General features: G+C 69.5%; 14 protein-coding genes. 5 read left to right on the plus strand and 9 right to left on the minus strand.

Going from position 1 to position 20565, the window contains the following annotated elements; all coding sequences use genetic code 11:
- Window positions 1-78: 78 nt before the first annotated feature.
- A complete protein-coding gene (locus C0010_RS09695; protein WP_105566878.1) occupies window positions 79-1521 on the minus strand; it encodes an aspartate ammonia-lyase in 1443 nt (480 codons plus the stop codon).
- Window positions 1522-1615: 94 nt separating this feature from the next.
- Window positions 1616-2515 carry a metallophosphoesterase gene (locus tag C0010_RS09700; protein WP_105566879.1) on the minus strand — a complete coding sequence of 300 codons (900 nt, stop codon included), beginning with the start codon at window positions 2513-2515 and terminating at the stop codon, window positions 1616-1618.
- A gap of 43 nt (window positions 2516-2558) precedes the next feature.
- On the opposite strand from C0010_RS09700, the gene C0010_RS09705 reads away from it, so the two are divergent.
- Window positions 2559-4661, plus strand: coding sequence for a S9 family peptidase (locus C0010_RS09705; protein WP_105566880.1), 2103 nt, complete (start codon window positions 2559-2561; stop codon window positions 4659-4661).
- Between the two features lie 71 nt (window positions 4662-4732).
- Here C0010_RS09705 and C0010_RS09710 read toward each other — a convergent pair whose 3' ends face one another.
- Both C0010_RS09710 and C0010_RS09715 read right to left on the minus strand, forming a co-directional pair.
- Window positions 4733-7171, minus strand: a complete 2439-nt coding sequence (locus C0010_RS09710; protein ID WP_105566881.1) for a family 43 glycosylhydrolase — start codon at window positions 7169-7171, stop codon at window positions 4733-4735.
- A 106-nt stretch (window positions 7172-7277) separates the two neighbouring features.
- Window positions 7278-9698 (minus strand): glycoside hydrolase family 43 protein, encoded by a 2421-nt coding sequence (locus C0010_RS09715; protein WP_232531893.1) that lies wholly within the window; start codon window positions 9696-9698, stop codon window positions 7278-7280.
- 220 nt (window positions 9699-9918) lie between these two features.
- On the opposite strand from C0010_RS09715, the gene C0010_RS09720 reads away from it, so the two are divergent.
- Window positions 9919-10965: a LacI family DNA-binding transcriptional regulator gene (locus tag C0010_RS09720; RefSeq protein WP_105566882.1), complete on the plus strand. Its 1047-nt coding sequence runs from the start codon at window positions 9919-9921 to the stop codon at window positions 10963-10965.
- A 10-nt stretch (window positions 10966-10975) separates the two neighbouring features.
- On the opposite strand, the gene C0010_RS09725 is transcribed toward C0010_RS09720, so the two are convergent.
- Both C0010_RS09725 and secA read right to left on the minus strand, forming a co-directional pair.
- A complete protein-coding gene (locus C0010_RS09725; RefSeq protein WP_105566883.1) occupies window positions 10976-12202 on the minus strand; it encodes a pyridoxal phosphate-dependent aminotransferase in 1227 nt (408 codons plus the stop codon).
- A gap of 113 nt (window positions 12203-12315) precedes the next feature.
- On the minus strand, window positions 12316-15066 hold the full coding sequence (gene secA, locus C0010_RS09730; protein WP_105566884.1) for a preprotein translocase subunit SecA: 2751 nt from the start codon (window positions 15064-15066) through the stop codon (window positions 12316-12318).
- A 225-nt stretch (window positions 15067-15291) separates the two neighbouring features.
- Here secA and C0010_RS09735 point away from each other — a divergent pair, with 225 nt between their 5' ends.
- Window positions 15292-15894, plus strand: a complete 603-nt coding sequence (locus C0010_RS09735; protein ID WP_105566885.1) for a PadR family transcriptional regulator — start codon at window positions 15292-15294, stop codon at window positions 15892-15894.
- A 22-nt stretch (window positions 15895-15916) separates the two neighbouring features.
- On the plus strand, window positions 15917-17263 hold the full coding sequence (locus C0010_RS09740; protein ID WP_105566886.1) for a hypothetical protein: 1347 nt from the start codon (window positions 15917-15919) through the stop codon (window positions 17261-17263).
- Window positions 17264-17329: 66 nt separating this feature from the next.
- On the opposite strand, the gene hpf is transcribed toward C0010_RS09740, so the two are convergent.
- From hpf to C0010_RS09755, 3 genes are all read right to left on the minus strand, one after another.
- Complete coding sequence (gene hpf, locus C0010_RS09745; protein ID WP_105566887.1) at window positions 17330-17983, minus strand: ribosome hibernation-promoting factor, HPF/YfiA family; 654 nt, start codon at window positions 17981-17983, stop codon at window positions 17330-17332.
- Window positions 17984-18175: 192 nt separating this feature from the next.
- The gene (locus C0010_RS09750) at window positions 18176-18838 is read right to left on the minus strand and encodes a ComF family protein (RefSeq protein WP_105566888.1); all 663 of its coding nucleotides are present in this window, start codon (window positions 18836-18838) and stop codon (window positions 18176-18178) included.
- Window positions 18839-18971: 133 nt separating this feature from the next.
- Entirely contained in the window at window positions 18972-19673 is a 702-nt protein-coding gene (locus C0010_RS09755; protein ID WP_105566889.1) for an LpqB family beta-propeller domain-containing protein, read from the minus strand.
- A 343-nt stretch (window positions 19674-20016) separates the two neighbouring features.
- Between C0010_RS09755 and C0010_RS14960 the strand changes: the two genes are divergently transcribed.
- The gene (locus C0010_RS14960; protein WP_158685421.1) at window positions 20017-20418 is read left to right on the plus strand and encodes a hypothetical protein; all 402 of its coding nucleotides are present in this window, start codon (window positions 20017-20019) and stop codon (window positions 20416-20418) included.
- Window positions 20419-20565: the final 147 nt, after the last annotated feature.

The raw sequence follows: 20565 nt of genomic DNA on the forward strand, positions 1-20565 counted from the left end.
CCTATCTCTTCATTTCTGGCACATCTCCGGTGCTGACTGCATCCGGAGATGTGCCAGAAATGAAGACTTCGGGGCGGGTCAGGGAAGATCGGGCTGGGTGACGATCGGCATCGTCGTCGTGATCGGCTCGATGCCGCTGAGGCGCTCGGGGCGCAGCTGCTTCGCGACGGCCTCCGGTGTCATCAGGCCCGCCTCCACGACGAGCTCCTCGATGCCGCGGCCCGTCAGGAGCGCCGTCTTCGCGAGCGCTGCCGCGTCGGCGTAGCCGATGAACGGCGTCAGCGCCGTGATCACGCCGACGGACGCGCCGACCATCGCGCCGAGGCGGTCGCGGTTCGCCGTGATGCCGTCGATGCAGTTGACGCGGAGCGTGTGGTAGCCGCGGCGCATCCAGGTGATCGACTGCAGGATCGAGTGCGCGATCACCGGCTCGAACGCGTTCAGCTGCAGTTGGCCGGCCTCCGCCGCCATCGTCACCGTGAGGTCGGCGCCGACGACCGAGTACGCGATCTGGTTCACGACCTCGGGAATCACGGGGTTCACCTTGCCCGGCATGATGGAGGACCCCGCCTGCTTCGCCGGCAGGTTGATCTCGCCGAAGCCCGCCTGCGGGCCCGAGGAGAGCAGCCGCAGGTCGTTGCAGATCTTCGACACCTTCACGGCGTTGCGCTTCAGCGACGCCGAGAAGGAGATGAACGAACCCATGTCGCTCGTCGCCTCGACGAGGTCGCCCGCCGTGCGCAGCGGGAGGCCCGTGATCTCCGAGAGGTGCATGCGCACTCGCTCGGCGTAGCCCGGCTTGGCCGTCACGCCCGTGCCGATCGCCGTCGCGCCCATGCTGATCTCGGTCAGGAGCACCGCGTTCTCCCGCAGCCGCGAGATGTCCTCGCCGACCGTCGTGGCGAAGCCGTGGAACTCCTGCCCGAGCGTCATCGGCACGGCGTCCTGCAGCTGGGTGCGCCCTACCTTGAGCACGTCGGCGAACTCCTCGGCTTTCCGCATGAACGATTCTCGGAGCAGTTCGAGCTCGTCGAGGAGCGACACGTGGATGAGCGAGAGCCCGACCTTGATGGCCGTCGGGTACACATCATTGGTCGACTGGCTGCGGTTGGTGTGGTCGATCGGGTGCAGGAACGCGTAGTCGCCCTTCTCGCGGCCGGCGAGCTCGAGGGCGATGTTGGTGATGACCTCGTTGGCGTTCATGTTCGTCGAGGTGCCCGCCCCGCCCTGGATGACCCCGACGCAGAACTGGTCGTGGAACTCGCCGTCGATGACGCGCTGCGCGGCGCGATCGATGAGGTCGGCCCTCTCGGCGTCGATCGCGCCGATGTCGCGATTCGCGCGGGCTGCCGCCTGCTTCACCATCGCGAGCCCCGTCACGAGCTCGGTGTAGACGGAGATCGGGCGCTTCGTGATGTCGAAGTTCTCGATCGCCCGCGCCGTGTGCACGCCCCAGTAGGCGTCGGCGGGGATCTCGAGGGGCCCGAGGGAGTCGGTTTCGGTACGCGTCTGTGCGGTCACACGACGACCCTACGCCCGGAATCCTGCACGCACGCGGGGCGCTCCGTTCGGCCGGGAGGACGCTCCCTCCCCCGCGCGGGAATCGGCGCGGTCCTCAGCGCCGCGGGGCCTTGCGCGAGAACGCCTCGAGCCGCTCATCCGGGGTCATCGCCGCCAGCCGTGCATAGAAGTCGAGGTCGAAGGCGGCCGTCGGCTCGGCCCCGTGCACCGGAACCGTCGTGTGCGTGATCGTGTCGTCGTAGACGTGCACGAGCGAGAACGACTGGCCGGCGTCCATGCCGTTGACGCGCTGCGGCTCGCGCGCGACGTCCATCGTGTAGCAGGTCGCCGCCGCGACGCTCACCGGCACGCCCGCGAACGTGCCGTGCATGGCATAGTGCAGGTGGCCGGCGAGGATCGCCCGCACGTCCGTCCCCCGGATGACGTCGGCGAGGCGGTCCTGCCCCCGCAGCTCCAGAACGTCGAAGAGCGGCACGTGGCTGGGCAGCGGCGGGTGGTGCAGCGCGAGGATCGTGCCGAGCGGTGCGGGCTCGGCGAGCTTGCCGCGCAGCCAGTCGAGCTGGGCGTCGTCGATCTCGCCGTGGTGCCATCCGGGCACGGTCGAATCGAGCGCGATGAGCCGGAGACCCGCGAGATCCCACGCGTGGAAGATCGCCTTCTGGCTCGGCTCCTCGTCGAGCAGGTCGCGACGCATCTCCGACCGCTCGTCGTGGTTGCCGGCGACCCAGGCGATCGGTGCCCCGAGCCGCTCGGCGACGGGTTCGACGATGCGGCGCAGGCGCAGGTACGCATCGGGCTCGCCGAGGTCGGTCAAGTCGCCCGTGAACACGAGCGCGTCGGCGCCCTCCCCCGCCTGCTCGACGCGGTCGAGCGTGCGGCGCAGATTGTCCTCGACGGCGAAGCGGTCGTAGAGCCTGGCGCCTCCCGCGAGCAGGTGCGTGTCGCTGATGTGGACGAGGGTGCGGTGCGCGGGCGGGTGGCTTCCGAACTGCATGGCTCGATCCTATGGCCGCCGTTGATCCGGGTAGCGTGGACGGATGACATCCGCACCCGCCGCCGACCGCAGGCCGACGACCCGCACGCACCACGGCGACAGCTTCGATGACCCGTACGACTGGCTGCGCGCCAAGGACGACCCGGAGGTCGTCGCTCACCTCGAGGCCGAGAACGCTCACGCTGACGCGGCCCTCGCCCACCTGGAGCCGCTGCGCGAGCGCGTGTTCGGCGAGATCAAGGGGCGTGTGAAGGAGAGCGACCTGTCGGTGCCGAGCCGCCGCGGCGACTGGTGGTACTACGGCCGCACCGTGAAGGGCCAGCAGTACGGCATCCAGTGCCGCGCCCCGATCGCCGATGCCGACGATTGGACGCCGCCCGTGCTCGACGCCGACGTGGCGGTGCCCGGCGAGCAGGTGCTGCTCGACGCGAACGCCGAGGCCGAGGGCAAGGACTTCTTCTCGCTCGGCTCGTTCGATATCTCCGTCGACGGCACCCGGATGCTCTGGGCCGTCGACGAGGCAGGCGACGAGCGGTACACCATCCGAATCAAGGATCTCGTGACGGGCGAGCTCTTCCCCGACGAGATCGCCGAGACCTTCGGTGGCGCGCAGTTCCTGCCCGACGGCGAGCGCATCGTGTACTCGACGGTCGACGACGCGTGGCGCCCTCACCGCATCTGGCTGCACCGTGTCGGCGAGCCGGGCCCGGAGAACGACGTCGAGCTCTACCGCGACGACGACGAGAGCTTCTGGGTCGGCGCGAGCGTGACCCGCAGCGATCGCTTCCTGCTGCTCGAGTCGGGCTCGAGCGTGACGAGCGAGGTCTCGGTCGTCGATGCGGCCGACCCGCAGGCGGTCCCGACGCTCGTCTGGCCGCGCCGGGAGGGCGTCGAGTACGGCGCCGACCACGCGGTCGTCGACGGCGAGGACTGGCTGTACATCCTGCACAACGACGGCGCGCTCGACTTCGAGCTCGTGCGCGCACCACTCGGCGACCCGGGTGCGACCGAGATCGTGCTCGAGCACACGCCGGGCCGGCGCCTGCTCGACATCGACTGCTTCCGCGACTTCGCCGTCGTGGAGTACCGCTCGGGCGGCCTCCCCCGCGTCGGGATCCTCGACTACGCGACCGGCGTCCTCGAAGAGGTCGCGTTCCCCGACCCCCTGTACGCCGCGGGCGTCTCCGGCAACGCCGAGTGGGCGCCGCCCGTCATCCGGATGGGCTACGGCTCGTTCACGACGCCAGGCTCGGTGTACGAGTACGAGCTCGCGACCGGCGAGCTGCTGCTGCGCAAGCGCGCCGAGGTGCAGGGCGGCTACGACGCAGACGGGTACGGCCAGCGGCGCGTCTGGGTGCCGGCGGAGGACGGCACCGAGATCCCCGTCTCACTCGTCTGGAAGCGCTCGTTCGGCGAGCCGGGCGAGAGCCCGCGCCCCGTGCACCTGTACGGCTACGGATCGTACGAGCACTCGATCGACCCCGGCTTCTCGGTCGCGCGCCTGAGCGAGCTCGACCGCGGCATCGTCTTCGCCGTCGCGCACGTGCGGGGCGGCGGCGAGATGGGGCGCGCGTGGTACGAGAGCGGCAAGAAGCTCGCCAAGCGCAACACCTTCACCGACTTCGTCGACGTCGCGCGATTCCTGGCCGCCGAGGGCTACACGACCCCGGATCGCCTGGTCGCCGAGGGCGGCTCGGCGGGCGGCCTGCTGATGGGCGCCGTCGCGAACCTCGCGCCGGATGCGTTCGCCGGCATCCTCGCCGATGTGCCGTTCGTCGATGCGCTGACGTCGATCCTCGACCCCTCGCTGCCGCTGACGGTCATCGAATGGGACGAGTGGGGCAACCCGCTGCACGACCCCGAGGTGTACGAGTACATGAAGTCGTACACCCCCTACGAGAACGTGCGCGAGGGCGCCGACTACCCCCGCGTCCTCGCGATGACGAGCCTCAACGACACCCGGGTGCTCTACGTGGAGCCCGCCAAGTGGGTGCAGCGCCTCCGCGAGGTCGGCGCCGACGTGCTGATGAAGTGCGAGATGGCCGCCGGCCACGGCGGCGTCTCCGGCCGTTACAACGCCTGGCGCGAGCGCGCGTACCAATTGGCCTGGATCTTCGAGGTGCTGGGGGTCGCGGACGAGGACTGACCGCCACCGGCGACCGCGTCCACGCGACGTCGGTCCGCCAGGGCGCCTCCCCTGGCGGACCGACGTGCGGATCAGCCGCAGCTTCTGGCGTCGTATGCGGCGCTCGCCGCCCCCGTCAGCGACTCGCCGTCGACGGTCGCCGACGCGTTCGCAGCGACGTCCCCCGCTGATACGGAGTCAGCCCGCGTGCTGAACGCCTGCGCGACCGTCGCGCCGGGCTCGACGGACGCGAACGCCTCGGTGCCGAACTCGGATTCCACGGTGATCGACGCCGCGATATCGGCGTCGTTGGTGGCGCTGACGACGACGACCGTCTTGCCCACGACGCAGCGGGTCGACGCTGCTACCGACACATCGAGCGCAGGCTCCGCACCATCGGAAGCGCGGAACTCGAGGGTGTCGATCTCGAACAGGTCGCCTTCTGCACCGGCGTACGTGAAGTACACGTCGTGCGTGCCGACCGCACCGTCGAGCTGTGCGGTCGCCTCGCTCCACTCCCCCGCGGCGCCGTCGACGTTGATCGTTCCGGCTACGCGTCCGTCCGGCGCATCGAGGCGCACCTCGATCGTGCCGCCGGGCTGCTCAGGCTTCACTCCGGCTGTCACCGATGCCGCGCCGTCTTCGCCGAAGTCGACGGACGACAGGCCCGTCCAGTCGCCGTCGTCGATGTCCGTGACGACGAGGTTCGGCGCGGACTCGCCGAACTCGGCGGAGCCGCCCTCGACCTTCGTCGTGGCGATCCCCTTCGTCCAGCCGAGCGTCTCCGCCTCGAACACGCGATACGGGTCGAAGTCGCGCACCTGCTCGACGCCCGCGTAGTCGCCGACGACCTGCTGCACTGTGCCGTCCTCGTTGAAGCTGAGCTCCTGGAGGTGCGGGCTGCGATACCCCTGCGTGCTGTCGCCGTTGATCGCCTTGTTCAGCGTCGGCGCGTGGTACGAGAAGTAGTACTTGCCCTCGTACTCGAAGCCGGACTGGTGGTTGTTCCCGCCCGTTCCTGCCCCGAAGAACTGCGACTGGTTGGGGAACATCACGCCGGCGTACGTCTCCTTCGGCCACGACATCGGGTCGTCCGACATCAGGTAGCCGATCTCGCCGCCGCCCGGATAACCGGGATACGTCTCCTGAGCGCCGCCGAAGTCGCCGCCGCCGAAGTGCGACGAGTACGACAGGTAGTAGATGTCGCCGCGCTTGAACACCTGGGGTGCCTCGAACGAGACCGGTGTATCGACGACGACGGCCGATCCCTCGGTGGAGACCATGTCGTCGCCGAGCTTGATCGCCCTGATGTTCTTCGGGTTGTTGAAGCGCTCCTCGTCCGGCATGTCGGTCGAGGCGGGACCGCCGCCGAAGTACAGGTACGCCTCGCCGTCGTCGTCGACGAACGGCGCGGGGTCGAACTTCCACGCGACGTCCTCCGCGCCAGGCGTGCGCCCGTCGATGAGCGTGTCGGTGCGCTCGCTCGTCCACGGGCCGACCGGCGAATCCCCGGTGATCACGTTGGACGAACCGCCACCGTTGGCGTAGTAGAGGTAGTACTTCTCCTCGCCGTCGACGACCTGCTTGGCCATGCCAGGCGCCCAGGAGTTGTTCGTGAACGGTGCGATGCCGTCGGGGCCGGCGACGGGGACCTCGCCGTGGTCGGTCCAGTTCACCAAGTCGGTCGACGAGATCACGGTGATCTCGTTGATCTCGCCGTAATTGATCTGAGGCGAGACGCCGGTCTCCGGATCCGGCGCGTAGCCCTGCGTGTCGTTCGTCATGTACATGTACACGCGCCCGTCGTCGACGAACCCGAACCCATCAGCACCGAACTTGTGCCCGAGCAGCGGATTGTGGTCGCCGGGCTCCTTGCCCGCGATCTCGATCGTCTTCGACGCCGGCGCCGGCGGGGGCGGAGGCGCCGCGCCCGTGACGGACACGTCGTCGATCACGAAGTCCATCAGGTGCTCGTCCGGTGCATCGCCCGGCGAAGCCGTCCACGGGGTCTCGAAGAACAGCCGCGCCGTCGACACCGCCTGATCAGCCGGGATCGTGAACGTCCCGTCGAACACCGCCCACTCCCCTCTCGTCGCGGTGACGCTGACGAGGTTCTCGTACTCCGCGCCGCCGTAGTGCATCGTCGCGAAGAACTGCTTGGCGTCCGGCGCCTCGGCCGCGTCGTATTTGATGCGCGCCTGGAGCTCGTAGGTCTCGCCCGCCGCGACCTTGCCGCTGAGATCCTGAATCGGCCCCGAACCCGTCGTCGCGCGCTCGGTCACGAGCGCAGCGGCGTCGCCGGTGAAGGCGTCGCTCGTGCTCGAGAGCACGGCGGAGTCGGTCGCGTTGCCGTCGTTGACGATCCATCCGGATGTGCCGTCCTCGAAGCCGCCGTTGACGATCAGTTCTTCGTCTGCGGCGTAGGACGCTGCGGTTGCGGTGAGCGATGCGGCGGCGAGCGCGGCGGCCGCCAGGGCGGCGACGGCCCATCTCGGCGCGCGCCTGCGTCTGTCGTGCTGTCGTGGAACCACGAATCCTCCTTGATCGATGTGTCGCGGTGTGCGATGCCCCGCCCGACGGTCGTCGGGCCGAGGCGCTGAGCGGGCGGGCTCACCCCACGCGGCCCGCCCGCTCAGGTCATGCGCAGCTGCGCTCGCCGTAGGCGGCCTCGGCCTGCCAGGAGACGGGTGCGCTGCCAACGGACGCCGTGAGCTCAGCGGTCACGGTTCCGCCAGTGACGTCGGCGCTGCGGGTGCTGAACGTGCGAGCCGCTCCCTCGCCGGGCGCGAGCTCGCCCAGCGATGCGCTCCCGGACGCCGTCCCGAGCGCGACGGTAACGGGAACGTCGGAGTCGTTGGCGAGCCTGGCGACGATGACGACCCTGCCCGCGACGCACCGCGTGCCGGCTTCCAGCGAGACCTCTGGCATCGCAGCAGATTCGGCGAGAGCCCCGAGGCGTGCGAGCTGGTAGTTCAGCGCGCGCGCCGGCGCGTCGATCTGGTTCTGCGTGCCGAAACCGGCGGTCGCCGCGACCTCGGCCTTCGCCAATGCGCCTTGCATGTCGGACCACGCCGCCGGTGGATAGTCGGCCTCGTCGAGCGTTGCCGCGTGGGCGATGGCCGCGTCGAGCTCGCCCGCGTCGAGCGGCTCTCCCTGGGATGCGAGCGTGTCGCTGAGCAGGAAGTGGTCGACGTCGACATGCCCACCGGCGCTCTGCGTCGCGTAGTCGAACAGGCCGACGCGGTGCCCCATGAAATGGGTCAGGCTGCCGTCGAGGTGCAGCGGCCCCACGGCGTCACCGAGCTGGTGCCATTCCCGGCCGTCGAGGCTGTAGGAGAACGCGGTGTGCAGCTGACCAGGCACCGAGGCGAAGTCGAGATCGGCCTTGAGGTGCACCTCGGTCGCGTCTCCGAGGGGCGCCGCCCGGCCCGGTAGGAAGCTCTCGACGGCGGCATGATCGATCGACGCCGAGAACGGCTGCCCCCTGTGCACGACGCCTACCGTGTACTCGCCGGCCACCCGTTTGACGCCGACGTAGGAGAAGTCCCGGTTGTAGGCGGCGAGGCCGGCGACGTCACCGTCGTGCATTCCGGACACGTCGAGCTTCGCCTCGACGGACTGCCGCGGCCCGAACGTGCGCTGCGAAAGCGTGTTGCGTGCTTCCTCGAGCCACGTCATGTCGTCGCCGGAGCGATGCTCGTACTCGCCGGTGACGACACTGCCCGCGGTGAGGCGGAGCCACCCGTCGCGGTCGGTCAGCGACCAGTAGCGATTGTCCGGCGCGTGGTTCCACTGCCACGCGGGGTCGAGGTTCGAGCCGTTCCAGGCCACCTCGTCCGGGTGGGCACCTTCCCCGGCCGCATCCCACTGCTCGTCCTGGTACGCCCTGCGCGGGGCATCATTGTCGAAGTCATCGGAGGCGACGATGCTCTTCTGCCGCTCGAAGCGCTCCTGTGCCTCCGAGAGCCGGATGGGCTTGGCGAAGCTCCCCTTGACCGGAACCGTCCCCGCGTCGCCGAAAGTGGGCCAGCCGTCCTCCCACGTCGCCGGGATCAGTGCCGGGATGCGCCCCTGCGGGAAGGTGTCGCGGAAGAAGAACCCGTGCCAATCGTCCCCGCCGGCGCCGTCCGCCACGGGCACGAGGCTGCCCTGTGCGAAGCCGTTCGAGTTCAGCACGCCGCGCGATTCGTACGGCGCGGGGTCGTCGGCGAGCCGGCCGAGCAGTTCGTCGGAACGGAACAGCGCGACCTGCCGCCCACTGCTCGGCCACGTGATCATGGCGACGTAGTACTGGCCGTTGATCGCGAACACCTGGGCCCCTTCGAACAGCCCGCCACTGCCGACGTAGGGCTCGTCCGCATAGTCGCTGCGCCGGATGACATCCGGGTAGTCCTGCTCGATCGCGGTCAGGTCGGCGTTGAGCCGCACGGCGCTCACGCCGCCGTAGAACACATACGGCGTTCCGCCGTTCTTCTCGTCGAAGAACAGCGAAGGGTCGTGCAGGCTTCGGCCGAGAGCCGTGCGGGTCCAAGCCCCGTCCTCGATGTCCTCCGTCGTATAGACGAACGCGCCGCCGAGATTCAGGGTGTTCACGACCACGTAGTACGTGCCGTCGTGATACCGAAGGGACGACGCCCACTGTCCGCGACCATAGGAGCTCTCGCCGTCGCGCAGGGAGAACTCGTCGCCGGCGCTCAGCCGATCGAACACGTAGTTCACGATCTCCCAATTGACGAGGTCGTACGACTTCATGATCGGGGCGCCGGGGCTGAGCTGCATCGTGGTGCTGATCATGTAGTACACGTCGCGGCCCTCGTCGCTCTCCGCTGCGGGGACCCGCTCGACGCTCACATCCGGGACATCGGCGTTCAGCAGCGGCACCGAGTACGTGCCGTCGCCGTTGTCCGTGGTCGTGTACGACGGCTCGGGCTCCCAGCCGACGGCGGCCTGTGCGCTCTGCGCCGCGGCGACGACGCCGGCGACGACGAGAAGCGCCACGCCGGCGGCGAGCGCGGCCGCTCGGCGCAGCAGCATCCACGGGAACAGGTGAACGGACACAGATCCTCCTTGATCGATTCCGGTCGGCAAGGGCTCGCTCCGGGGAGCGGCTGGGGCTCGACCAACGCCCGCGTCCAGCGAGAGGTTGATCGATAAACTTCCGATCGCCCCTGGATGTTACCGGGAACATTCACGCGATGGCAAGGGTGCAGGCACAGATCGTTCGTGAACGCCGTGGGCCGGAGCGGAGAGACGCCCCCGGGGATGGGAAGATGAGGGCATGGCGGCGAGGAACGGCACGACCGTGACGATGCAGGACGTCGCTGCCCACGCCGGTGTGTCGGTGCAGACGGTGTCGAACGTGGTGAACGGCCGCTCGTCACGCGTGAGCGCCGCCACCCGTGACCGCGTCGCGGCGTCGATCAGCGCTCTCGGCTATCGCGTGAACCAGTCGGCGCGCTCGCTGCGGCGAGGCCGGACGGGAACCGTCGGCCTGGCGCTGCCGAAGTTCGATTCGGAGTACTACGGCGCCTTCGCGGAGGCGCTCAGCCTGCGCTTCGCGGAACGCGGCATCCGGCTCGTCACCGAGCACACCGGCGGCGTCGTCAGCGCTGAGATCGATGCACTCGCCTCGTCCCACCTCGATGCCTACGATGGGTTCGTCCTGGCGCTGGCCACCGGCGACGCCGTGCACCTCGAGAGCGTCAGGGCAACGAAGCCCATCGTGCTCGTCGGAGAGCGCGCCCTGACCAGCCGCTTCGATCACCTCTTGATGGACAACGTCGGCGGTGCGAAGGCGGCGACCCAGCTCCTGCTGCGCCACGGGGCGCGCCGGATCGTCGCTCTCGGCGGGACGACGAGTCACGAGGAGAGCATGCACAGCCTGCGGACCCGTGGGTACCTCGAAGCTCTGTCCGCTGCGGGCGTCGGCGCGGACCCCGGTCTGGTCGTCTCATCCGGCTTCGATCAGGCCGGCGGCTTCGAGGGACTGCAACGGATGATCGCGCGCGGCGGCAGATTCGATGCGGTCTTCGCCGTCACTGATGCCGCCGCCATCGGCGCGCTGCGAGCGCTGGCGGATGCCGGGCTGCGCGTGCCGAACGACGTGGAGGTCATCGGCTTCGACAACGTCGATGCGGGCGCGTACTCGACGCCGCGGCTGACCACCGTCGACCCGGACAACGACGCCAGGGCGGATTCCGTCGTCGAGCTGATGATGGCCCGCTTCGAAGAAGGCGCCGCGCCCCTGGAGCGCCGGATCGTGGTGCACCCCGCGGCGCTCATCGAGCGCGAATCGACCCGCTCGGAAGCGACTCAGCCGCGATGAGCACGACCGCCTACTGCTTGTAGCTCGCGAGGAAGTTGCCGAGGCGCTCGATCGCCTCGCCGATCACGCGGGGCTCCGGCAGCGTCACGATGCGCAGGTGGTCGGGAGTGGCCCAGTTGAAGCCCGTGCCCGGGACGAGCAGGACGTGCTCTGCCACGAGGAAGTCGTAGACGAGCTTCGAGTCGTCGTGGATCTCGTGCACCTCGGGGTCGAGCCGCGGGAACGCGTACAGGGCGCCCTTCGGCTGCACGCAGCTCACGCCGTCGATCGCGTTCAGGCCCTCCCAGGCGACGTCGCGCTGCTCGTGCAGCCGGCCGTCGGGCGCGATGAGCGCGTCGATCGACTGCGCGCCCGTGAGCGCAGCGATGACGCCGTGCTGGGCCGGCACGTTCGCGCACAGGCGCGTCGAGGCCAGCAGTTGGATGCCCTCGAGGAAGCCCTTCGCGTGCTCGCGCGGGCCCGTGATCACGAGCCATCCGGAGCGGAACCCCGCCACGCGGTACGTCTTCGAGAGGCCGTTGAACGTCAGGCACAGCAGGTCGGGAGCGATCGTCGCCGTCGGGATGTGCTCGGCGTCGTCGAACAGGATGCGGTCGTAGATCTCGTCGCTCAGCACGAGCAGCGAGTTCTCGCGCGCGATCTGCACGAGTCCCTCGAGCACCTCCCTGCCGTACACGGCGCCCGTCGGGTTGTTCGGGTTGATCACCACGATCGCCTTGGTGTTCGGCGTGATCTTCGACCGGATGTCGTCGAGGTCGGGCTGCCAGCCGTTCTGCTCGTCGCACACGTAGTGCACGGGCGTGCCGCCGGCGAGGCTCGTCATCGCCGTCCAGAGCGGGTAGTCGGGGCTCGGGATGAGCACCTCGTCGCCCGTGTCGAGCAGTGCCTGCATCGTCATGGTGATGAGCTCGGAGACGCCGTTGCCGAGGTACACGTCGTCGACGTCGACCTGGGGGAAGCCCTCTTCGTTCTCGTACCGGCTCGCGATGGCGCGGCGGGCGCCGAGGATGCCTCGGCTGTCGCTGTAGCCGTGGGCGTGCGGGATCGTCTCGATCATGTCGCGCACGATCTGGTGCGGCGCGTCGAAGCCGAAGATCGCCGGGTTGCCGGTGTTGAGCTTCAGGATGTTGTGGCCGTCGGCCTCCAGCGCCGTCGCGGCCTCCAGCGCTGCGCCCCGGATCTCGTACAGCACGTTCTTCAGCTTCGAGGATTGATCCAGGGTGCGCAGATTGCTCATCGACCCAGGATACGCGCGCACCCGGCGTGCCCCGTGCATCCGGATGTCGGCGCATATGCGACGGCGGGCGGCCCCGGATCATCCGGAGCCGCCCGCCGTGCGGCGCGTGCGCGCTACTTCTTCTTCCGGCGCGCGGCGCGATTGGCGCCGCCCTGCTGCTGCCCGGTGCGGTCCGCTGCCTCGCCGAAGGCGCCCTGCTGCTCCGGGCGAATCGAACCGCCGGCGCGGGCGTGGCCCGCCCCGTCGCTGACCTCTGCCTCGCCCTGCTCGGTCGGCGCCGAGTACTCCAGCTGTTGCGGGGCGTCGCTCTGGTCGAGGCCCTTCGCCTCGACCTCGGGCTGGGCGTCGCCCTCGCCCTCCTTGCGGCGCACCTCGACCTCGAGGTTGAAGAGGTAGCCGGTCGACTCCTCCTTGATCTGCTCCATCATCGTCTGGAACATCTGGTAGCCCTCGCGCTGGTACTCGATCAGCGGGTCGCGCTGGGCCATCGAGCGCAGGCCGATGCCGTCCTTGAGGTAGTCCATCTCGTAGAGGTGGTCGCGCCAGCGGCGGTCGAGCACCTGCAGCACGACGCGGCGCTCGAGCTCGCGCGTGGCCGCCTCGCCGAGCTGCTCCTCGCGCTTGGCGTATGCGATCGCGGCGTCGCTGAACAGCTCTCGCTTCAGGCCGTCCTGTGTGATGCCGCCCTTGCGGGTCGCGGCCTCCTCGACGACCTCGTCGATCGTGACGCCGACGGGGTACATCGTCTTCAGCTCGGTCCAGAGCGCGTCGAAGTCCCAGCCGTCGCTGTGGCCGACACCCGTGTGGGCCTCGATGAGACTGCCGATGGCGTCCTCGCGGAAGTGCACGATGCGGTCGGCGATGTCGTCGCCCTCCAGGATGTGCCTGCGGTCGGCGTAGATCGCCTCGCGCTGCCGGTTCAGGACGTCGTCGTACTTCAGGACGTTCTTGCGCGACTCGGCGTTCCGGCCCTCGATCTGCGCCTGCGCGCTCTTGATCAGGCGGCCCACGATCTTCCAGTCGATCGCCACGTCCTCCGGCACCCCCCGAGCGAGGAGCGCGTCGGCGCTGCCGCGCTGGAACTTGCGCATCAGGTCGTCCTGCAGCGACAGGTAGAAGCGGCTCTCGCCGGGGTCGCCCTGGCGGCCGGAACGACCGCGGAGCTGGTTGTCGATGCGGCGCGACTCGTGGCGCTCGGTGCCGAGCACGTAGAGGCCGCCGACCTCGCGGACCTTGTCCGCCTGCTCGTTCACCTCTGCCTTGACCTCGTCGAAGACGCCGTCCCAGGCGGCCTCGTACTCCTCGGGGGTCTCCTTCGGGTCGAGGCCCGCGTCCTTCATCCGCTGCACCGCCATGAACTCGGCGTTGCCGCCGAGCATGATGTCGGTACCGCGGCCGGCCATGTTGGTGGCGACCGTGACGGCGCCGAGCTGGCCGGCGCGCGCGACGATCTCCGCCTCGCGCGCGTGGTTCTTCGCATTCAGCACCTCGTGCTTGATGCCCCTCTTGCGCAGCAGGCGCGAGAGCAGCTCGCTCTTCTCGACGCTGACGGTGCCGACGAGCACGGGCTGGCCGGCCTCGTGCCGCTCGGCGATGTCGTCGACGACCTGGTTGAACTTGCCCTCCTCCGTCGCGTAGACGAGGTCGGACTGGTCCTTGCGGACCATCGGCTTGTTCGTCGGGATCGGCACCACGCCGAGCTTGTAGGTCGACATGAACTCGCCGGCCTCGGTCTCGGCCGTACCCGTCATGCCCGAGAGCTTCTCGTACAGGCGGAAGTAGTTCTGCAGCGTGACGGTCGCGAGCGTCTGGTTCTCCGCCTTGACCGGCACGCCCTCCTTGGCCTCGATCGCCTGGTGGATGCCCTCGCTGTAGCGGCGGCCCGCGAGGATGCGCCCCGTGTGCTCGTCGACGATCATGACCTCGTCGTTCATCACGACGTAGTCCTGGTCGCGGTTGAACAGCGCCATCGCCTTGATCGAGTTGTTCAGGAACGAGATCAGCGGCGTGTTGGCCGACTCGTAGAGGTTGTCGATGCCGAGGTAGTCCTCGACCTTCTCGATGCCCGGTTCGAGCACCCCGACCGTGCGCTTCTTCTCGTCGACCTCGAAGTCGACCTCGGGCTCGAGCGTCTTCGCGATCTTCGCGAACTCGGCGAACCATCGGTTCGCCTCGCCCGACGACGGGCCCGAGATGATCAGCGGCGTGCGCGCCTCGTCGATCAGGATCGAGTCGACCTCGTCGACGATCACGAAGAAGTGATCGCGCTGAACGATGTCCTCCTTGCGCCACGCCATGTTGTCGCGCAGGTAGTCGAAGCCGAACTCGTTGTTCGTGCCGTACGTGATGTCGGCCGCGTACTGCTCGCGGCGCTCCGCGGGCTTCTGTCCGGAGACGATCGTGCCGGTCGTCATGCCGAGGGCGCGGTAGACGCGACCCATCAGATCGGCCTGGTACGAGGCGAGGTAGTCGTTCACGGTGATGACGTGCACGCCGCGGCCGGCGATCGCATTCAGGTACGCCGGCAGGGTCGCGACGAGCGTCTTGCCCTCACCGGTCTTCATCTCGGCGATGTTGCCGAGGTGCAGCGCGGCGCCGCCCATGACCTGCACGTCGTAGGGACGCATGCCGAGCGTGCGCTTCGCGGCCTCGCGCACGGCGGCGAAGGCCTCGGGCAGCAGCTGATCGAGCGTCTCGCCCTTGTCGTATCGGGCACGGAGCTCCACCGTCTCACCGCGGAGGTCCTCGTCGCTGAGGGCCTCGTAGTCCTCTTCGAGGGCGTTCACGGCCTTGACGATCTGGTTCAGCTTGCGGCGGACACGCCCTTCGCCGGCACGAAGGAGCTTGTCGAAGGGGTTGGCCACGTGTCTTCTCCTCATCGGCCGCCGCGCACTGCGCCGCCGCCGGGTTCTGCTCGTCCCGCACCTGCCCGGTGCGGACATACCCTGCCATGTTATCCGCCCGTGACTATGGGGCGGCACAGCATCATCCGGATCGCAGCGCGCGCTTGCGGCCTGCTTTCCCGGTATGCATATACTCGGCACATGCTTTCCGGGAAATGGATTCCGGATGAGCGCGGAGGAGACACGATGTCGGTGAAGCTGAGCCTGTTGGCGATCCTCGACCAGGGCCCCTGCTACGGCTACCAGCTGCGGGCGGAGTTCGACCGCCGCACGGGGTCGACGTGGCCGCTGAACGTCGGGCAGATCTACAACACACTCGAGCGCCTCGAGCGCGACGGACTCGTCGAGCGCGACGACGCGGACGAGAACGGTCACGTGTTCTGGCGGATCACCGACGCGGGCTCGGCCGAGGTGAGCGGCTGGCTCGGCGCCCCCGTCGAACGGGCGGCCGGGACCCGCGACGAGCTGGCGGTCAAGCTGTCCCTCGCGGCGACACTGCCGGGCGTCGACGTCGCCGCCGTCATCCGGACGCAGCGCCGGGCGACGTCGGAGCGATTGCGCGAGCTGCGGCGCGCGGCGCACGCCGCGGCGGACCAGGGCGGCCCCGAGGAGCTGGCCCGATCGCTCGTCACCGACTCCGTGCTGTTCGCGGCCGAGGCCGAGGAGCGCTGGCTCGATCACGCCGAACGACGGCTGTCGGCGCACCCCGACCATGCGATGGCGCTCGAGCTCTCGAGCGAGCGGCCGAAGCGCGGGCGGCCGGTCCGCGCACACGCACCCCGGCCATAGAGAACGTCCGTAGGATTCCCCTATGGGTTTCTGGGGCAAGCGGCTGCGCAGTGCGATCGACAACCGGGGCGAGGACGGCCAGCAGACGGCCGAGGACGCCGATCTCGCCCGCCGCGCGCGCGTCGCCCTGGTCGCGACCGACGAGCGCATCCGGTCGACGTCCGATGAGGTCGCGTTCGCGCAGGCCGAGCTCGGAGACGAGGCGACCAAGGGCATCCGCGAGGGCCTCGACGCCGTGCGCACGCACATGGGCGAGGCGTTCCAGCTGCACCAGCTCAACCACGACGACATCCCCGACACGGCCGAGGAGCTGCGCACGCGCAACGCGCGGATCGTGCAGCTGTGCGAGTGGGCGGAGAACGTGCTCGACGAGCGCACGGAGGCGCTCAAGGAGAAGGTCGAGAAGGTCCGCCGCGCGCCGCAGATCATCGACGGCGTGCGGCGCGAGGCCGAGGATCTGCGCGCCCGCATCCCCCAGGCCCGCGAGGTCGTCGACCGCCTCACGGGCCGCTACAGCGCCGCCGCGATGCAGCGAGTGTCGTCGAACCCGGATGAGGCGGAGCAGCTCCTCGACTTCGCCATCCGGTCGGCCGGGGTCGCCGAGCGGCGACGCGACGACGGCCGCACCGCCGACTCGCTCGTCGCGGTCGAGACCGCGACGGAGTCCGTCCGGCGCGCGAAGAGCATCCTCGACGGCGTCGAGGACTTCGAGATCGAGGCGATGCGGGCGCAGTCGACCATCGCGGACGTCGTGGCCGACTCGCGCGGCGACATCGTCGAGGCGCGGCGCGCTCAGCAGACCCCCGAGGTGACCGCGGCGATCGCCGACCTCGAACGGGCGCTCGCCGAGCTGCCGGGCGCCGGCGCGTCGACCGATCCCTTCGACGACCTCGCGCGCGTCAGCGAAGCCAACGCCGCCCTCGACGCGGCGATCGACAAGGCGCGCGACCGCGCGGCGAACCCCGTGCCGAGCGTCGACCACGTGCGCCACGAGCTCGACGCCGCCGACCGAGCCATCGGCGTGGCCCGCAGCGTGATCGGCGGGCACCGCGGCCACATCGGCGCCGACGCCCGTACGCGCCTCGCCGAGGCCGAGCGGCTGCGCATCGACGCCGAGCAGCGCATCGCGAGCGAGGACACGCGCCGCGAGGCGCAGTCGATGGCCAGGCGCGCTGGGCAGCTCGCGAACGAGGCCCTGCAGCTCGCCCAGAAGGACATCGACGCCGAGCGCCGCGGCGGCGGCTGGGACAACGACGACTGGGGCATGGGCGGCGGCCGCGGCGGCATGGGCGGCATGGGAGGCGGCATCCTGGGCCCTGCCGTCGGCGGCCTGCTCCTCGGCGGGCTCATCGGCGACATGTTCGACTGATCGCGCGCGGCGCGGCCGAGGCCCCGATGGAGTGCTCCATCGGGGCCTCGGTGCGTCGGCGGTCGGCTATGCGGCGACGGCCTGCGGCTGGGCCTGGGTCGTCAGGCTGATGACGCCGTAGTCCCATCCGCGCCGGCGGTATACGACGCTCGGGTGGTCGGTTCGCGAATCGATGAACAGGAAGAAGTCGTGGCCGACGAGCTCCATCCGGTCGACGGCGTCCTCGACGCTCATCCATTCGGGCTGGAACTCCTTGGTGCGGATCACGACGGGCGAGTAGGGCTCCTCCTCCGCGCCCTCGGCGACCGGGATCGTGCCGGTGGCGACCGCGTGGATGACGTCGGCCGGCGCCGGCTGCACGTCGATGCCCTCGAGCGAGCCGGTGCCCTTCTCGAAGTGCGCGTGCTTGGGGTGCATCCGGCCGCGGACCCTCTTGTCCTTGGCCCTGCGCACCTGTTCGATCAGCTTGTCGATCGCCATCTCGAAGGCGGCGAACTTGTCGCCGTCGCGGGCCTCCGCCCGGACGAGCGGCCCTTTCCCCTCGAGGGTGAGCTCGACCGTCTCCTCCTCCACGCGGTTGCGGTGCAGGCGATGCGTGACCTTGACGCCGAGGGACTGAGCGCGCGGGGCGATGTTCTCGACCCGTTCTGCCTTGTCCTCGACCACGCTGCGGAAGCGGTCGCTGATGCTCACGCCGACTCCCGTGATGTCGATGTCCATTGGTGTCTCCCATCCGGTCGGCGCATCCGCCGACCCTTACTCGGGCGACCTGGCGTCGCGTTCCACAAAACATAGCCCCGCATTCGCCCTCCTGTCACTAGCCGATTGCGCCGTGTTTCCCACGCGTTCGCCCGCCGCGGATAGGCCCGCGTTTCGGGGTTCCGCGTCGGTCGCGGAGTCGATAGTGTGGGGTCACTCTGTGGTCGATTCGGCCCTCGGGTCGGCCCGCCGGGGCGTCGCCGCCGCGACCGCCGCACCGAGCACCTCGTAGCCGGCCGCCCGCAGCGCCCGTGCCGCTTCGTCGCAGGTCGCTCCCGTTGTCACGACGTCGTCGACGACCACGACGGGGGCGACCCCCTGGCCCGCCCTGATGGCGCGCATGGACCCCTCGGCGTTCCGGATGCGCTCGTCGCGGCCCAGCGCGCGCTGATCGCTCACCGCGAACGCCGGCCGGAGCAGGCGCACGGTCGGCGCGCCGGCCCGGCGCGCGAGCAGCTCGGGCACCCGGTAGCCGCGCGAGCGCATCGATCGCCTCGTCGTCGGCACCGGCACGAACACGGCCCGCTCCGCGTCGCGCACCGCCGCGGAGAGCGCCGCCCTCATCGCAGGGGCCAACGCGCGGGCGAGGTCGGTGCGCCCCCTCTTCAGCTCGCGCAGGACGCCGGCCGGCACCCCCTCGAAGCGCAGCGCGGAGTGCACGACGAGCCCGGAGCGCAGCGTGCGCGCCGCTGGCGCGGGTGCGAGCGCGCTTCCGCACGCGCGGCAGAGCGGCTCCCCCAGCTCCCCGCACCCGGGGCACGCGACGGGGAGCAGCAGCGAGGCCGCCTCGACGAGGCTCGCGCGCACCGGTTCCACTCCCCCAGCTTGCGCGGCTCGCGCGGCCCCCGCTCCCCGAATCCCGTCGCGGTCGCAGAATCCGCGCCGTCGACGGCCGGGAGAGCGCGTCGTCTGCGACCGCGGCGGTCGGGGCCGCGGGGCGGGGCCGGGGCTACGAGCGGGGGGCGCCGAGCTGGGTGGCGAGCACGTCGATCCCCGTCGCCGCCGGCTGCCAGGTCGAGCCGCGGCGGATGAAGAGCGTGCCGTTCTCGCTGAGCAGTCGCGCGATCGTCGACTGCGAGCCGGCCGCGATCGCGACGATGCTCGACTCGCTCGAGAGGTACGTCGCCGGGCCGCCGACGCGCTGCTGCACGATCACGATGCCCGCCTCGTCCTCGGCGACGATCCCGAGCGTCGCCGAGTCGAGCCACGCGATGTCGATCCCGCCGCCCGTCAGCTGCGTCACGCTCACCGGTTCGCCGAGCTCGTCCGGAGTGCCGTCGGAGGCCCGGATGATCGGCAGGACGACGGCCCTGTTCCCCTGTGCCGTCGCGACGAGCGCCGCCAGGCGCGTGCCGTCGGGCGAGACCTGCATCGAGAACACGCGCTCCGCATCCGGGATTCCGCCCGCGATCTCGATCGGCTCGTAGTCCTGGGTGTAGGCGACGAGGGCTGCAGGATCGTCGCCGGGCACGCTCCACGGGAAGCCCTGCGGGTCGATCGTGGGCTCGACCAGCCAGTCCCTCCTCGAGACAGCTTCATCCCGGGCCCCGCCGCCGCTGTGGTGACCTGCCGCAGACCCGCCCGCAACACGTGAACTCGTAACGACGGACCCGCACCAGCTGCGTGGTGGGCCGATGCCCGAACGGGACACGCGCCGCGCGGCGCATCACCGCGTCGCGCGGCGCCCCCTTGGCCCGGCATCGCCGGCACCACGAGTCCGGCTCAGCGACCCGACACCCCAGCACCGTCTGCTCCGGGGCGCAGCACCGCCCCACGACGACCAGGCCGAGGTCATCGAAATCGCAGAACGCGGTCGAATCGGGCACGCTGAATGTAAGGTGGGCCAACGTCGAGGTCTTCCGTCAGACGGACGTGTAAAAACTGCCCCCCTCGGGGACCCCACGCGCTGCACCCACACCCTCTTCTGCGAAGAGACAATTTTTCACGTCTCGGGACAGAGAGTCAACTGCGTGGAGCATGTAACATCATGTCCTATGAAAACTCGTACAAGGATCGCCGCCGCAGCACTTGCTACTGGCTTGGGAATCATGTTGTTTTCCGCACCGGCGTCGGCCGCCTACGATGTTGTTCCGGACGCAATAACTACCGACAACAGACCGTATGGCGGCATCGCCACCTTCATCGCGTACGGCGACAAGTATACCATCGACGACATTGATATCGATGGCCACAAGGCCGTGGGCTGGATTGAGTACCGCCCCGTGACTTCGTTAATCTGGCACAAACTTCCCACGATCTATTCGAGCGGTCCGAAGGTCAAGAAAGTAATCGATATCCCTGAAGGCGCCGCTGTCAAACTTCACGCGTGTCTGCGAAAAGTTGGAACCACGAAGAACATCCATTGCAATTGGACCTTTGGCTACAATCGCAATTGAGATGCCTCCGGGATTCGCACGAGGTGTACATCGGCACGTGGCATAAGCCATCGCCTCAATTGCATATTGCATGACCGATGTGTCAGTTTTTCTATGAGACCTTCCAGCGGACCACGCCGCGTGCGCGATTCACGCGATGTTCTCGGA

Source organism: Microbacterium halophytorum (assembly GCF_002970975.1).
GTDB classification, from domain to species: domain Bacteria; phylum Actinomycetota; class Actinomycetes; order Actinomycetales; family Microbacteriaceae; genus Microbacterium; species Microbacterium halophytorum.